This window comes from Marivirga arenosa (assembly GCF_030503875.2).
GTDB classification, from domain to species: Bacteria; Bacteroidota; Bacteroidia; order Cytophagales; family Cyclobacteriaceae; genus Marivirga; species Marivirga arenosa.
The window spans coordinates 942,917-959,749 of record NZ_CP129968.2; the positions used below are offsets into that span (position 1 = coordinate 942,917).

Here is a 16,833-nt window from a genome sequence, read left to right on the forward strand (position 1 = left end):
TTATTTAATGTGTATATTGTTCCATAGCATCTGCTATTTTCCGATCGTTTGATAATCTAGGTACTTTATTTTGGCCTCCTAATTTTCCTTGCGATTTCATATAATTTATAAAGGATGACTTTTTAAGTGTTTTGATTTTTAACGGTCTTAAAATGCTTCCTGAAATTAAATCATCATAATAACTATTCAATTTCCTAAGATTGTCATCTAATTCCTTGGCGAATACATCTAAATCTATTGGAGGATTATCAAATTCTACATACCATTCATGCAATGGCAAACCTTCATTTGGTGTAACCTGAGGAGCTACCGTAAATTCAGTGATTTTAACACCCTCATATTTACTCACTACAGCTTTCATTGCTTTTTCAACTTCTTCCCCAATTACATGTTCGCCAAAAGCAGAAATAAAATGTTTTATTCTACCTGAAACAACCACTCGGTATGGATTGGTAGATACAAACTTAACTGTATCACCTATTGAATATCCCCATAGTCCTGCGTTACTATTAATGATTAATGCGTAATTTTTATCCAATTCTACTTGGTCAATCATCAAACGAGTTGGATTTTCATCAAAGTATTCTTCAGCTGGTATAAACTCAAAAAATATCCCGCTGTTTAATAAAAGTAATAAACCATCTTCTTTTTGAGAATCCTGATAGGCAATGAATCCTTCCGATGCAGGATAGGTTTCTATTGAATCTACTTTCTTACCAATGCTTTCATAGAGCTTGTTTTTGTAAGGTTCAAAATTAACACCACCATAAACAAACATCTCAAAATTTGGAAAGATGTCTTTTATAGGTTTGTTAACTCTGGCTTGAATTTTATCGAAATACATTTGTACCCAAGGTGGAATCCCTGAAATTAGACTCATATCTTGATCAATTGTCTCATCTATGATTCGCTCTAATTTCTCTTCCCATTCCTCAATGCAGTTGGTTTCATATGAGGGCATTTGGTTGGTTCTCAAATATCCAGGTACGTGATGATTTACTATTCCGGAAAGTCTGCCCGTATTGATCCCTGCTTTTTGAGTTAAGGTGGGAGCCCCTGAAAGAAAGATTAGTTTTCCGTCTAAAAATTGAGATTTCCCAGTTTCGTGAACATAATTCAGTAATGCGTTTTTTGCGCTATTAATATGGTTCGGAATGGAGTCTTTAGTAATAGGTATATATTTCGTTCCAGAAGTAGTACCGCTGGTTTTAGCAAAGTAAGCGGGTTTCCCTGGCCATAATACATCTGAATGACCTTCAAGAATTTTATCAACATAAGGTTTTAAACCTTCGTAATCTCGGATAGGAACTTGCTTTTTGAAGTCTTCATAATTCTGAATGTTTTCAAAACCATGGTCTTTTCCAAAAGATGTGTTTTTAGCCTTTTGTATAATTTCCTTAAAAATCTTCAGCTGAGACATAGCTGGCTGTTGTGCCCATTTCTGTTGTTGGTTCACAACCAAAGCGGCTAACGGCTTACTGAGTACTGCTCTTATTCCCATGAAGCCAAAATTAAGAAAATAATGTTGAACCCTTTTTGATTCTTTATGCTTTTGTATAATGAATTCAAAAGAATGCTGAATAAAAACACAGTGTAAAGCTCTAAATACTAGGCTTTTTGACTATTGTAAGATGTTGAGATTAATTCTATATAAAATAGAAAGTTCTCATTATTATATCTCAGCCTTATTACGTACTTTTGCACTTCGATTATGAAGATGAAGAACATTAGAAACTTTTGCATTATTGCGCACATTGATCATGGTAAAAGTACCTTGGCGGATAGACTGTTGGATGCTACTCAAACAGTGAATGAGCGTGAAAAGATGGAACAGCTATTGGATAATATGGATTTGGAGCGTGAAAGAGGTATCACGATTAAATCCCACGCTATCCAAATGGAATATAAATTAGATGGTGAAGAATATACCTATAATTTAATTGACACTCCAGGTCATGTGGATTTCTCATATGAGGTATCACGATCTATTGCGGCTTGTGAAGGCGCTTTATTAATTGTAGATGCTGCCCAAGGAATTCAAGCACAAACTATATCCAACCTTTATTTAGCAATTGAGCATGATTTAGAAATCATTCCAGTTTTAAATAAAATCGATTTACCAGGAGCAATGCCAGAGGAGGTTTCAGATCAAATTATTGACCTTATTGGATGCAATAAAGAAGATATTTTACATGCTAGTGCAAAAGAGGGGATAGGAATAACAGAGATATTAGAAGCAATCGCTCATAGAATACCAGCGCCAGTTGGAGATAAAGATGCTCCACTTCAAGCGATGGTTTTTGATTCTGTATTTAATCCTTACAGAGGTATAGAAGTATATTTCCGAGTATTTAACGGTGAAATTAATAAAGGCGATCAAATTAAATTCATCAATACTGGTAAAACTTATGAAGCGGATGAGATCGGTATTCTGAAATTAACGCAACAGCCTAAAGATACTATCAGTACTGGGAATGTTGGCTATTTAATAAGTGGTATTAAAGTAGCGAAAGAAGTTAAAGTGGGGGATACCATCACTCAGGTTGAAAACCCTGGTCAGCCGGTTCAAGGTTTCGAAAATGTTAAGCCAATGGTTTATGCAGGTATTTATCCTGTTGATACATCAGACTTTGAAGAGCTTCGTGCTTCAATGGAGAAGCTTCAATTAAATGATGCCTCTTTAGTATGGGAACCGGAAACATCAGCTGCCCTTGGATTCGGATTTAGATGTGGATTCCTTGGAATGCTACATATGGAAATTGTACAGGAGCGTTTAGAGCGTGAGTTCGATATGACGGTGATTACTACCGTTCCTTCTGTACAATTTCATGCTTACAAAAAAGATGGAGAGATGGTGAAAGTAAGTGCGCCATCAGAATTGCCCGATTTAGGAAGTATTGATCACCTAGAGGAGCCATATATACGAGCTCAAATTATTACTAAGGAAGATTTTGTAGGTCCTGTAATTTCTCTTTGTATGGATAAAAGGGGAGAAATTAAAAATCAAGTTTACCTTACTCAAAGCAGAGTGGAATTAACCTTCCACCTACCTTTAGCCGAGATTGTATTTGATTTCTTCGATAAATTAAAGACCATTTCTAAAGGGTATGCTTCACTTGATTATGAATTAGTGGGTTATCATACTAGTAATCTAGTGAAACTTGACATTCTGTTGAATGGAGATAAGGTAGATGCATTATCTGCCATAGTTCACAGAGATAAAGCTTACGAATGGGGTAAGAAGTTATGCGAGAAATTGAAAGAATTGATTCCTAGGCAACAGTTTGAAATTGCTGTTCAAGCAGCAATTGGTACTAAAGTAATTGCTAGGGAATCAGTTAAAGCTTTACGTAAAAACGTATTGGCAAAATGTTATGGTGGAGATATATCTCGAAAGAGAAAACTCTTAGAAAAACAGAAGAAAGGTAAGAAAAGAATGCGTCAGGTGGGTAATGTAGAAATCCCACAGGAAGCTTTCATGGCCGTTCTCAAGCTAGATTAAATTCGAAGCAAAATCATTATTTATTATTTAAGCATATTAGCATGCCTATTATATTAGATGGGAAGAAGATTTCTTCTCAAATCAAGGAAGAGTTAAAAGAAAAAGTTGAACTTCTTAAAAAAGAAGGAGGAAAGGTGCCTCATCTTTCAGCTATCTTAGTAGGGAATGATGGTGCAAGTCAAACTTATGTAGAAGCAAAAGTAAGAGACTGCCAGGAAATAGGCTTCGAATCTTCAAAATTAGTGTTTGATGATTCCATTTCAGAAGAAGAGCTTTTAGCTGAAGTTGAAAAGCTTAATAATGACGAAAGAGTTGATGGTTTTATAGTACAGTTGCCACTTCCAAAACACATAAATGTAGATAAGGTATTAAATGCAATTAATCCTGAAAAGGATGTGGATGGCTTCCACCCTGTTAATTATGGTAGAATGGCATCTAATTTACCGGCTTATATTCCTGCTACTCCATTTGGAGTAATGGAATTTTTAAAGAGATATGAAATTCCAACTAGGGGAAAGCATTGTGTGGTAGTAGGTAGAAGTCATATCGTAGGTTCACCAGTATCTATTTTGATGGGAAGTGCTAATTACCCTGGTGATGCAACGGTTACACTAACGCATAGATATACCGAAAATTTAGCTCAATATACTAAACAGGCAGATATTTTAATTGTTGCGGTAGGAAAACCAGGATTAATCACAGGAGATATGGTTAAAGATGGCGTGATTGTGATTGATGTGGGAACCACAAGAGTTCCTGATACAACAAAGAAGTCTGGTTTTGCACTTAAAGGTGATGTTATTTTTGAAGAGGTATCTAAAAAAGCATCTCATATATCACCAGTTCCTGGGGGTGTAGGTCCCATGACAAGGGCTGGATTATTAATGAATACCTGGTTAGCTGCTCAAAAAGAAGTATATGGAAAAGAACTTGTTTGATCCAGAAGTAGAACTTCCAATAATGGAAGCTTTTTACACCATCCAAGGGGAGGGGTATCATAGTGGGAAACCAGCATATTTTATTCGATTAGCCGGTTGCGATGTCGGTTGCGTTTGGTGCGATGTGAAAGATAGTTGGGATGCTGAAAAATGGCCAATTAAAAATATTAATGAGCTAGTAGATGAGGCTTACAAATATGAGTCAAGGTTAGCGGTTATTACAGGAGGTGAACCTTATATGTATGATTTGCATGGCTTAACAAAAAGATTATTACAAAAAGGCTTTCATGTAAATGTAGAGACATCTGGAGCGCATCCCTACACAGGTATGACAGATTGGGTCTGTCTTTCCCCTAAAAAGTTTAAGGCCCCTTTGGATGAATGGTATGAAGTAGCTAGTGAATTAAAAATCATTATTTATAATAAGTCGGATTTTAAATGGGCTGAAGAGCATGCGGCCAAAGTGAATGAAGACTGCAAATTACTCCTTCAGCCAGAATGGGGTAAAAGGGAAGAAATGATGCCACTTATTGTAGAGTATTTGAAAAATAATCCACAATGGAACATTTCATTGCAAACGCATAAATATCTTCAAATCCCATAATAATATAAATGCTTTTGAAATTCTGCCGTAAGCGGTATCTTGGGGTATGGATTTCAAAAAAATAACTTTTCTAATATCTCTAATCTTAATATCGTTTAGTTCATACTCACAGGATTATAAGCGAAAAACAGAGAGGCTATTAAATAAGTCAGAAGAGGCTTTAGGTCAAAGAGACTGGCCGGGAGCTGTTCGTTACATGGAAGAAGCCATTTCGGTAGAGCCTCAAAATCATTACTTGTATCTTGAAAAGGCCAGTTTACTTTATACAATAAATGATTTACCTAAAGTTTTAGAAGCCCTTCAAAAAGCGTTTTCTATTGAAGAAAATTGGCCAGCTCGATATACCGACTACTATTTTATTCTTGGAAAAGAGTCATTTGATAAGGGGAAATATGAACAAGCTAAAAGACCTTTGGAGATATATGAGCAAAGAGGATATAAGGATGATTATGTAAGGATGAGTAAAATCATTCTTAAATCGATTGATTTCGCCCTTTCTGAAATAGAAAGTTATCAAGAAAATTCCAATCCAGTAAAATCTATTAATTCAGAGAGTATCTTCAGGAGCATATATTTTCCTTTTTTCACATTGTACCCATCTGAGTTTTTGTACTTCACCGGGCAAAGAGTTAGAAATATAGAAGAGGGAATTTACAGAGCGAAAATTTCTGGTACTGAATTTCAGAAATTAGAAGAAGTACCTGTCATTAATTCTAAAGAGAATGAAGGGGCGGCTGCAATTTCTGCTGACGGTCGAGTAATGGTATTTACCAGTTGTAATAGGCGTGACGGTTTTGGCAGCTGCGACCTTTATATATCATATTATGAAGGAGATTCGTGGCAAAAACCAGTGAATTTGGGAGAGAAAGTAAATACTGCAGCCTGGGAATCGCAACCCTTTTTATCATCAGATGGGCGATTTCTTTTGTTCAGCTCTAATAGAAGAGGAGGTTATGGGAAACGCGATCTTTATTATTCATTAAATATTAATGGAGAGTGGTCTAGAGCTAAAAATCTAGGATCAAAAGTAAATACATTTTCCGATGAAATTTCTCCTTTTCTAAAACTTTCTAACGATTCGCTTTTTTTCAGTTCTAATGGCAGAGTAGGAATGGGAGGATTTGATTTGTATAAAACAGCATGGCCCTTAAATGTTGATAGCATAGAAAATGTTGGTTTGCCTATTAACACTTATAATAATGAATTATCATTTCACGAGAAATTTGATGGAGATAGATATTGGTCAAGGGAGTTAGATAGCGATGCTAAATATCCTCCAGCCAAAGTGTTTTTTCAAAAGCATGAAAAAACTGAAAGAATCAATCTGGTTTTTGGAGAGGTTACAGATGCGACTACTGAAAAAAATATTAAAGCAAGAATCCAAATTTATGATTTAGAATTAGATAGTTTGATTCAAGAAACCTATAGTAATTCTAATAGTGGCCTTTATCAAGTAATTATTCCTAAACCATCAGACTATTCTTTTTATGTAGAAGCTCCTGGATATTTGTTTACCTCTCGAAAGTTAGATGTTAGTGAGGAAAGAACTGAATTAAATTTCAAATTAAAACCTATTAAAGAAAACGAGACTGTAATATTAAACAATATATACTTTGAGTTTGATAGCTACGAATTATCAGAAAAATCGAAAAATGAGATTAATAAAATTGCTGATTTTTTAATTAATAATCCTCAAGTTAAGATTGAAATTGGTGGGTATACTGATCTGGTTGGATCTAAATCATACAATAAAACACTTTCGCAAAAGCGTGCTAATGCAGTTTATAATAGCCTTTTAGAATTTCCAGAAATTGAAAAAGATAATATTTCAGCAAGAGGGTATGGAGCTACAAGTTTACCAAATGGGGAGTATAAAAAGACTGTGGTATTTAAAATCCTGTAAATCAATAAGATGTTAAAATAATAATATTAAAACAATTTTTATATTATCGGTTTTTTCTGAATCTATTGTAAAAGAATGTCTCATATCAATAATAGACTATAGCTAATCGAGATATATCTTTTTTATTTGGCGATTAATTTTCAGGAAAAATTTATATTTTGTTAGGTATTTTAAATTATTGTTGTGTACATTTAAGCTTTAATTATTGTTAACCTAAACTAAAATAAGTATGAAGAAGATTCTACTAACATGTTTCATGTTGGTGTTCGTGTTACATGCATGGGCACAGGATCGCACCGTTAGTGGTAAAGTGACTGACGCTGATACTGGCGAGTCATTACCAGGTGTGAACGTATTATTAAAAGGTACTGGTACTGGTATTACCACTGATTTGGATGGTAATTATAAGATTTCAGTTCCTTCTGATGGTGGTGTATTAGTATTTACATTCATTGGAATGGAAACTCAAGAAGTTGAAATCGGATCAAGATCTGTAATTAATGTAGAAATGACTACTGATATTGCAGAACTTAGCGAGGTTGTAGTTGTTGGATATGGTGCGCAAAATGCAAAACTTTCTACTCAATCTGTATCTAAAGTTGATTCTAAGGCATTTGAAAATATGCCAATACTTTCTGCACAAGAAGCCTTACAAGGACAAGCTGCAGGTGTTCAAATGACAGCTTCTTCTGGGGTTGCTGGTGGTCAGCAAAACATTAGAATTAGAGGGGTTTCTTCAATCAACGCTGGGGGTCAGCCTTTATTCGTTGTAGATGGAGTACCTATGAATGATGGTAATGCTATTTCGTATGGTCAAGCACAAGGTGGTGCAACACTTAACCCTTTACAAGAACTAAACCCTAACGAAATTGAGTCAATAAACATTTTAAAAGATGCTTCAGCAACCGCTATTTACGGTTCTAGAGGTTCGAATGGTGTTATTGTAATCAATACTAAAAAAGGTAAAGCTGGAAAAACTAAAGTTAATTTAGATCTTTACACTGGTGTTCAGGATATCAATAACAGAAGACCTACTATGACTGCTGATCAACATAGAGGTTACATTGCCGATTTGTTTGGTGTTTCTCAACAAGATGTAATTGATGCAGGCCTAGCTACTGATGGTTCTTTTGATTGGCCAGATGCTGTAATTCAGCAAGGTTCTGTTTCTAATGCTAACTTAAGCGTTAGTGGTGGTGATGAGAAAACTCAGTATTTCTTCTCAGGTACTTATTTCCAACAAGATGCTTATGCTATTGGTAATGAGATTGAAAGATTGAATACTCGTATGAATATTCTTCATAATATTACGGATAAGTTAAGAGTGGGTACTAACATAGGTATTGCTAAAGTAAACAATGATAGAATTGGTGCAGATAATAACACTTTCGCGCCTTTAACATCATCTTATTTACAATTACCTTGGGTAGAGCCTCGTACAGATAACGGAGCTTACGTAAATACTGGTTTTATTGCTAACGTTTTAGCGATTGAAGAATTGAATACCAACAGAGTTGTTAATAGAAGATTAACAGGTAATGCTTTTTTTGAATATGATATCATCCCTGGATTATCTTTAAAAACTGATTTTGGTACAGATCAATTCCAATTAGAGGAAAATAGAAGAGATGTTGATATTGTATCGCCAGGTGGTTATGGTTATTATGGAATAACTCAGGATAATAAGTGGTTGAATACTACTACTTTAAATTTCAACAAAACATTTGGTGAAAATTACATTAGCGCAATTGGTGGTTATTCTTATGAAGAAGCTAATTACGCTCAAATTCAAGTAGAAGGTTCAGGATTCTTATCTGATGATTTACCTAACGTAGCATCTGCTGCAACACCAACTTTTACGTCAAATGAAAAAAGTGGATGGAGATTAAACTCTTTGTTCTCGAGGGTATCCTACAGATGGAATGATAAGTTATTAGCAGAAGGTTCGATAAGAAGAGATGGTTCTTCAAGATTCGGTGCTGGTAATAGATTTGGTATTTTCTGGGCTGGTTCATTAGGATACGTATTATCTGAAGAAGCTTTCATTCAAGATATCAGTGCAATTAGTTTCTTAAAATTAAAAGCTAGTTATGGTACTACTGGTAATGATCAAATTGGTAACTTCCCTTCATTAGGTTTATATGGTGCGGGTAATGATTACAATGGTGTACCAGGAATCGTTCCTACTCAAGCAGCTAATCCTCAACTATCATGGGAGGAAACTACTCAGTTAGATATTACAATGAACTTAGGATTATTTAATGACAGAATTACATTAGAAGCATCGTATTATGATAAGCTTACTGATGGATTACTATTGAATGTTCCAGTTCCTTACACTACTGGTTTCGTTTCTATTACTCAAAACGCGGGTGAAATGAAGAACTCTGGTTTTGATGTATTATTAAATACTAAAAACTTTGACGGTGATTTCAAATGGGAAACTAGTTTTAATATTGGTTTCTTAAATAATGAAATTACTTCATTGCCAGGGGCTTCGGTTGATGATGAAGGTAGAGAATTTGTAATTGGTTCTGCTTCTCAGAGAGCTATTGTTGGTCATTCTGTAAATACTTTCTATTTAATCAGATATAGCGGTATTAACCCAGAAACTGGAGATGCTGAATGGTTAACTAAAGATGGAGAGGTTACCAGTACACCTACTGCTGCTGATAGAGTTATTGTTGGGAGCGCGATTCCAGATTTCACTGGAGGTTTAACCAATACTTTCTCTTATAAAGGAGTTTCTTTAAGTGGCCAGTTTACTTTTGTATCTGGAAATAGCGTAATGTATGATGATTTGAGATTTACTGATAACCCAAATAACTGGGGATTCTTTAACTTAAATCCAAGATTATTAGATTACTGGCAAAATCCTGGAGATGATGCATACGCACCTGCTCTAACTTCACCAACTTTTGGTACTTTTGGTCAAAGATCAACATTACAGCTAAGAGATGCTTCTTACTTAAGATTGAGAAATGTAACCTTATCATATACAATTCCTAAGTCTGCTGTAGAAAGAATTGGCTTAAGATCTGCTAGAGTATATGGTCAAGCTCAAAACTTGTTAACGCTTACAGCTGCTAATAAAGGTGAAGCTTTAGGTGGTGTTGAAAAAGAGTTAGAGCCAGAAATCAATGGTGGTGGTGGTACCAACTTAGGAGCTGGTGAATCATTCTTTACTTTGCCACAGGCTAAGTCATTCACTGTAGGTGTTTCATTAGGATTTTAATATAAAATGATTATGAAAATGAAAAATTTAAAATATATCTTAGTTCTATTTGCTTTAACTGCCTTTATGGGTTGTGAAGAGCAGTTAGAGTTTAAGCCACAGCAGTCATTAGATACTGATCTAGCATTTGCAAATGGTCAAGCTGCAGATGGTGCTTTAGTTGGTGTATACAGCGGTATGCAAGATTTAGAAGTAATGGGCTCTATGCCTCAATTAATTTCTGAATATATGGCAGATAATGTGAATTTCATTGGTTCATTCCCAACTTTACAGGAGATTAATCAATATAATACACTATCTAACAATACTTCGATCGATCAGCTTTATGAGGATAATTTCGAAGTTATTACTGATGCTAACTTTGTAATAGCAAATACTGCAACAGTTGATGATCCATTATTCAGTGATGAACAAAAAACACAAAATATTGCTGAAGCAAGATTTTTACGTGCTTTTGTTTATTTTAATATGGTGAATTTATTCGCTCCTCCATTTAACAGTCCTGGTGGTCCAAATGCTGCTGCATTACCATTAGTTACTGAACCATTTGATGGGGAGATTATTGAGTATTCTAGATCTACAGTATCAGAGATTCATGCTCAAATTATTGCTGATTTAGATTTTGCTATTGCAAACTTACCAGGGATTAATTCAAATAGAGGTTTAGCTTCTTCAGGTGCTGCAAAAGCCTTGAAGTCTAGATTACATTTATACAGAGGGGAGTATGCTGAAGCTGCTCAGTTGGCTGGTGAAGTTATCAATCAAGGTGATTATGCTGCTGCTGGAGACTTAAGTTTCTATCCTAGTGTTGCTAACCCAGAAGTTGTATTTGGTATTATAAATACAGCAATAGATAACGGAAGAACTGGTTCTGGTGGATGGGATTCATACTTTAGTCCAGCAGAGGCTGGCGGTAGAGGTGACGCTCCTTTCAGTGCAGATTTATTAGCTACATATGATGCTAATGATTTAAGAGTTACATCTCTAACAGAAGTTTCACCTGCAGGTAGAATTTATACCACTAAATACAATGATGCAGTAAACAATACTTCTGATTATTTAGCAATTAGAGTTTCTGAAATGCATTTAACAAGAGCGGAAGCTTTAGTTGCTACAAATGGATTAGGTTCTGCTGCTGAAGCAATTGCTTTGGTAAACCCTATTAGAACAAGAGCTGGATTAGCTGCTTGGGCTGCTGGTGATTTTGCAGATGCTGCTTCTTTATTAGCTGCTATCAGAAACGAAAGAAGATTAGAATTAGCTTTCGAGGGTCACAGAAGAATGGATTTATTAAGAATCGGGGCAGCTTTAAGACAAGGATTCGCTCCTGCTGCATTTGGTGCTGATAAAACTATTTTACCAATTCCTCAAAGAGAAATTGATATTAACCCTAATTTAGCTCCTAATAACCCTGGTTATTAATTGTTAAATTAGATATTTAAAAAGGCAAGGGTTTTATCCTTGCCTTTTTTTTGGTATAAATTTTGTTATGTTGTAATAAACAAAAAGCTTTATCATGAAATCAAAAAACTACAAAATTAAAATTATTTTATTGCTAATATTTGCAATAAGCCCTTTATTCACTATTCATAGCCAAGTATTTACAGATGATTTAAATATGGGGGGTGCAAATTTGAATTCACAATTTGCATTAATGGATAATTCAGAGAAGTTTGAAAAGATTAAAGGGAATCCATTCATTTTCAAAGAATTTAAGAATGGTGATGTTCAATTTATATCTAAGGTTATAAAAAATGTTCCTTTACGAGTTAATTTGTTAGACAACAAGATTGAATTTTTAAAAAATGAAAACGTCTATCAGTTTACAAATTATACATCTGTTAATTTTTTCGAAATTGCTGGATTAAAGTTTGTCCCTTCAAGAAATAACGAAACAGGTGAGACAAAAATATTACAATTAATTTATGAAGATGAAGAGTTTAATTTAGTTAAGCTTCAGAATTATGTATATCAAGAAAGAATACCAGCAAAATCAAGTTATGAAAAGGAGATTCCTGCTTCATTTGTAGAGCAAGCAGTAAGATGGTTCTATTATCCGAAAGAAGATCGAGATCATCTTATTGAGATATCTGATAAAAGACAAATAAAGGAGGATGAAGTACTACCTTACAATTCAATTAAGAAGATATTAAGAAATAATAAGTTGAAAACTGATCAAGATATAATAGATTTTTTCCTTGAGTTAAAAAAGAATGATTTATTAGCTATATAGCTCATTTATTATCTATTAACTTAGATTTGTGAATAGACTTAAACCAATATTATATTTAATAGGAGGCGTTCTAGTTCTTTATTTAGTAAGTCTCCTTTTTTCTGATATTTTGATATATATCATTATTTCTATGATTATATCAACCATTCTAAGGCCTTTGGTAAGCTATTTAAATAGTCTGTATTTTTATGGTTACAAGCTACCGAAAATATTTACTATTATTATTTCTTTTAGTGTTTTAATTGGTTTTATAATCCTATTTGTAGGTTTGTTTATCCCCTTAGTATCTGAACAAATACAAATTTTAAGTAAACTTGATTATGATAACCTTTACAGCAAAATCACAACTCCTATACAAGCTGTAGAGGTTTTTTTAATTGATTCCATTCCTAACATTGGATCAGAAGGCTTTATAATCGACAGACTTAAAGATAGCATTTATAGCTTTGTTCAAACAGTGGATGTCAGTTATATACTTAATAATTTAATATCAATTACAGGGAGTATTTTTGTTGCAATTTTAGCGATTAGCTTCATTACTTTTTTCTTATTATATGAAAAAGGATTAGCTAGAAGAAAGCTAATTCAACTAATTCCAAATAAGTATTTTGAAGTCTCAATGGGAGCAATTTATAAAATTGAAAAGCTTTTATCTAATTATTTATTAGGGCTTCTTTTTCAGATGATCTCAATATTTACAATTGCTTCTGTTGGCTTGAGCATTTTAGGAATAAAATATGCTATAACAATTGCAGTTTTTGCAGCTGTTGCTAATTTGATTCCCTATGCGGGACCAATTTTAGGAGCCTCTTTTGGTATTATCGTAGGGGTTACTACAGGAGGTATATTTGAATTCAATAACGAATTGCTTATTCTAGTTATAAAAATTATTTCTGTTTTTGCAGTAGTTCAGATTACTGATAATATACTTTTACAGCCATTAATTTTTTCAAAAAGTGTAAAAGCACATCCATTAGAAATTTTTGTTATTATCTTTGCAGGCGCATCCTTGGCGGGAGTAATTGGAATGGTAGCAGCCATTCCAGTGTACACCATAATTCGGGTTATTTTAATAGAGCTTTACCAAGGATATACACAATATAAAATTTTTCAGAATTAAATAATTATATTTCATGGGTTTACAATGCGGAATAGTTGGTTTGCCAAATGTGGGTAAATCTACTTTGTTTAATGCACTTTCTAATGCAAAAGCTGAAGCAGCAAATTTCCCTTTTTGTACTATTGATCCTAATGTGGGAGTTATTAGTGTTCCTGATGAAAGATTAGGTATATTAGAAGAGCTAGTAAACCCAGATAAGGTAGTTCCAACCATTATTGAATTTGTAGATATAGCAGGGCTTGTTGCAGGAGCTAGTAAAGGAGAAGGTTTAGGAAATAAATTCTTAGGCAATATTAGAGAAGTAGATGCTATCGTTCATGTTGTTAGATGCTTTGAAGATGACAATATCACACACGTTTCAGGAAGAGTTAATCCTGTGGCTGATAAAGACATAATTGATACTGAATTGCAATTAAAAGATTTAGAATCAGTCGAGAAAAAAATTCAAAAGTGTGAAAAAATTGCTAAATCTGGTGATGCAAAAGCCAAAAAGGAATTAGCAGTATTAAATCAGTATAAAGCTGTTTTGGAAGATGGTAAAAATGCCAGAACATTAAAATTATCTAAGGAAGAAAAAGAACCAGTTAGAGATTTAATGCTTCTTACAGATAAGCCCGTTATTTACGTGACCAATGTAGAAGAATCTGCTGCTGTTGAAGGGAACGATTTGGTTAAAAAGTTCAAGGAGTATGTAAAAGATGAGGAAGCAGAGGTAATTATTGTAAGTGCTGCAATTGAATCGCAAATAGCAGAGTTTGATGAGCCTGAGGAGAAAGCAATGTTTTTGGAAGAATATGGTTTAACTGAATCAGGCTTAAATAAATTGATTAGAGCCTCATATTCAATATTGGATCTTATCACCTATTTTACTGCTGGAAAACAAGAAGTAAGGGCATGGACTATTAAAAAGGGATGGAAAGCCCCACAAGCTGCTGGAGTAATCCACACTGATTTTGAGAAAGGTTTTATTAAAGCTGAGGTGATCAAATTAGATGATTATAAGCAATATAAGACAGAGCAAGCTTGCAAAGAAGCAGGAAAAGTTTCGATTGAAGGGAAGGAATATGTAGTAAAAGATGGCGATATCATGCATTTTAGGTTTAATGTGTAAATTTTTATAAGATTATTCAAACAATTTTCTTGCACGCTTGGTCTAAAAAAATAAAGAAGAGGCTGTGAGAGTTAGATTAATTTTTAAGAATAAGGAAAAGGGAGCTAATGTTCCGTTCCATCATCAATACTATTTATTTAGATTTTTTAAAGGTCTAATCAAAAAGTGTGGGAGAGAGGAGTATGCGAATTTTAAACATTATAATTTTTCTGGTTTAAAAGGGCAGACTACTGTTAGTAAATCAGGTTTACATTTTTATAGTTCTAAAATAACAGTTGTTTTCTCGTGTTCTGATAAAAATTTTATTGATTCTATCATAGAGGTTCTATTTAGTTTACCTGAAGTTAAGCTTAATGGACTAACTATTATACCACATGAGGTAGAGCTCGAAAACCATATAGAATTTGGTGAAGAAACTAAATATATTTGTATTTCACCTTTGATTTTATTAAATCCGGAATTTTCAAGCGATATCGGGAAGCGTTTTATCCATCCTGAATCTGATGAGTTTGTTAATCAGCTTGAATCAGCATTATTTAGTCAAGAGACTTTGAGAGAGTTGGGAGGTTTTGAATTTTTACCTGATAAGAACTATCTCAAAAAATTAGAAGATAGAGGAAAAAAATATTCCAGAGTTTATCCTTTATTCGATCAAGATGTCCCTTACGAGGTAAGAGGATATACATTTCCATTTACACTCAAAGGTTCACCTGAATTGCATCAATATTTATTTGAAAACGGCCTTGGCTTATTTAACGATAAAGGATTTGGAATGCTTGACCTAGCGGAGGTAACTCCTGGTAGTAAGACTATTCCTTATTTTACTGGGCAGCTCGAGAATTAAACTGAGTATACCCAATTAATCTATCATACCTCAATTGAGGACTATGATAGTATATTAAGATATCATAGTCATTTTCGGTAGCATAGAAATCTCCTTCTACACTAGTTGTTTTGTCATTTTTAATAAGGTAGCTGTATTCGTAATAACCTTGTTTTAAAAGAATATTATTATAATAAATTCCAGTATTAGGATTGAACTTCATTCTACTGTCATTATTGATATGCCAATTATTAAATTCTCCTACAACATAAATTTCTTCTTCTATTCGAGGATATTCAAGTCTAAATTCTGTTAAAAAATAATCAGAAACTAGCGCTGTATTTTGTCTTTCTCTATTTCCAATAGCAAATGTACCATTTCGGTCTTGCCATTCTCTGTATGCCTGTAAATTTCTTTCTTGATCTATATTTAGTGTAATGCTAATAGGTTTTGATTCTTTATTGATGTTTGTAACTCCATTTCCTTTGAAATTCACAGTAGATATATCAAAGAATCTATATTCATTATTGCCAGGGAATGTTAATTCACCATTATAAAATTTATAAGTAAGTTGATTATTTCCATTAGATATTCTTAATGGGTCTGGGGCTACTTTTGAATAAATCCAGTTGCTGTTTTGGCGAATTACGGCCTGAATATCAGTAGCAGGATTTAAGACATTAATATTTCCTAATCCAACTTCAAATTCTAGTTCTTGATGAGTCCTTCTTTTTGTTACGACATTAGGTGTAGAAATTTTATAATTTATTCCTGCTTTATTTTCATAAACCATAAAACGTTCACTCAATACAATATCCCTTTCATCATTACCATTATTTACTACTATTAAATAATTTCCCGATAACTTTACTTCTGGAACCATCCATTCATAGTGGATATAGCCTAATTTTGTATCAAATGAAAATTCGAACTCTCGGATCGGGAATTGGTTAAACTCTTCTAAATAGTCCATTGCTTGTAGATTACTTTTACCACTCCAATCTTTATTGCAATGGTAAATTTTTGCAAAATACTGCTGTTGTTGGTCGTTGATGTCGTCAAACGTTAAGACTAGTCTTTCATTTTTGCCTAATTCCAAAACGGGATTATTAGTAGAAATCATCTGTGATGCTCGGAATTTCACTAGTTGTACAGTTCTTATTTGTTCTTTATAGCTAGTATTAATGTATTTTAAATCGGGATAATATCTATTTGTATTTGAATTATCATAAGTAGACTGGTTTACTGGGACACAACGAAATAGTAAAAAAGCGATTCCCAATACGGTAATTAAAATTTTTAAATTTAGTTTCATTCCAACCTTTAATTTGTAATTTGGGTCTAATATAAACAGAATCCTTAAG

General features: G+C 33.6%; 12 protein-coding genes. 10 read left to right on the forward strand and 2 right to left on the reverse strand.

Annotated features, from left to right (window positions below; genetic code table 11):
* Window positions 1-4 precede the first annotated feature (4 nt).
* Window positions 5-1,501, reverse strand: a complete 1,497-nt coding sequence (locus tag QYS47_RS04045) for a GH3 auxin-responsive promoter family protein (RefSeq protein ID WP_322347806.1) — start codon at window positions 1,499-1,501, stop codon at window positions 5-7.
* Window positions 1,502-1,717: 216 nt separating this feature from the next.
* Between QYS47_RS04045 and lepA the strand changes: the two genes are divergently transcribed.
* The 10 genes from lepA (at window position 1,718) to cas6 (ending at window position 15,490) form a co-directional block, all read left to right on the forward strand.
* Complete coding sequence (gene lepA, locus QYS47_RS04050) at window positions 1,718-3,502, forward strand: translation elongation factor 4 (RefSeq protein WP_322348414.1); 1,785 nt, start codon at window positions 1,718-1,720, stop codon at window positions 3,500-3,502.
* Window positions 3,503-3,543: 41 nt separating this feature from the next.
* Entirely contained in the window at window positions 3,544-4,440 is an 897-nt protein-coding gene (locus QYS47_RS04055; RefSeq protein WP_302127748.1) for a bifunctional 5,10-methylenetetrahydrofolate dehydrogenase/5,10-methenyltetrahydrofolate cyclohydrolase, read from the forward strand.
* Window positions 4,421-5,044: a 7-carboxy-7-deazaguanine synthase QueE gene (locus QYS47_RS04060; protein WP_322347807.1), complete on the forward strand. Its 624-nt coding sequence runs from the start codon at window positions 4,421-4,423 to the stop codon at window positions 5,042-5,044. Before QYS47_RS04055 ends, QYS47_RS04060 begins: the two co-directional genes overlap by 20 nt.
* 46 nt (window positions 5,045-5,090) lie before the next feature.
* Window positions 5,091-6,947, forward strand: coding sequence for an OmpA family protein (locus QYS47_RS04065; RefSeq protein WP_322347808.1), 1,857 nt, complete (start codon window positions 5,091-5,093; stop codon window positions 6,945-6,947).
* A 229-nt stretch (window positions 6,948-7,176) separates the two neighbouring features.
* Window positions 7,177-10,182 (forward strand): SusC/RagA family TonB-linked outer membrane protein, encoded by a 3,006-nt coding sequence (locus tag QYS47_RS04070; RefSeq protein ID WP_322347809.1) that lies wholly within the window; start codon window positions 7,177-7,179, stop codon window positions 10,180-10,182.
* Window positions 10,183-10,200: 18 nt separating this feature from the next.
* A complete protein-coding gene (locus QYS47_RS04075; protein WP_322347810.1) occupies window positions 10,201-11,604 on the forward strand; it encodes a RagB/SusD family nutrient uptake outer membrane protein in 1,404 nt (467 codons plus the stop codon).
* A 94-nt stretch (window positions 11,605-11,698) separates the two neighbouring features.
* Complete coding sequence (locus QYS47_RS04080) at window positions 11,699-12,415, forward strand: hypothetical protein (protein WP_322347811.1); 717 nt, start codon at window positions 11,699-11,701, stop codon at window positions 12,413-12,415.
* Window positions 12,416-12,443: 28 nt separating this feature from the next.
* Window positions 12,444-13,535 (forward strand): AI-2E family transporter, encoded by a 1,092-nt coding sequence (locus QYS47_RS04085; RefSeq protein ID WP_322347812.1) that lies wholly within the window; start codon window positions 12,444-12,446, stop codon window positions 13,533-13,535.
* Between the two features lie 13 nt (window positions 13,536-13,548).
* Entirely contained in the window at window positions 13,549-14,646 is a 1,098-nt protein-coding gene (gene ychF, locus QYS47_RS04090) for a redox-regulated ATPase YchF (protein WP_308357647.1), read from the forward strand.
* A 64-nt stretch (window positions 14,647-14,710) separates the two neighbouring features.
* A complete protein-coding gene (gene cas6 / locus QYS47_RS04095) occupies window positions 14,711-15,490 on the forward strand; it encodes a CRISPR-associated endoribonuclease Cas6 (RefSeq protein WP_322347813.1) in 780 nt (259 codons plus the stop codon).
* Here cas6 and QYS47_RS04100 read toward each other — a convergent pair.
* On the reverse strand, window positions 15,468-16,784 hold the full coding sequence (locus QYS47_RS04100; RefSeq protein ID WP_322347814.1) for a type IX secretion system plug protein: 1,317 nt from the start codon (window positions 16,782-16,784) through the stop codon (window positions 15,468-15,470). The genes cas6 and QYS47_RS04100 overlap by 23 nt on opposite strands.
* Window positions 16,785-16,833: the final 49 nt, after the last annotated feature.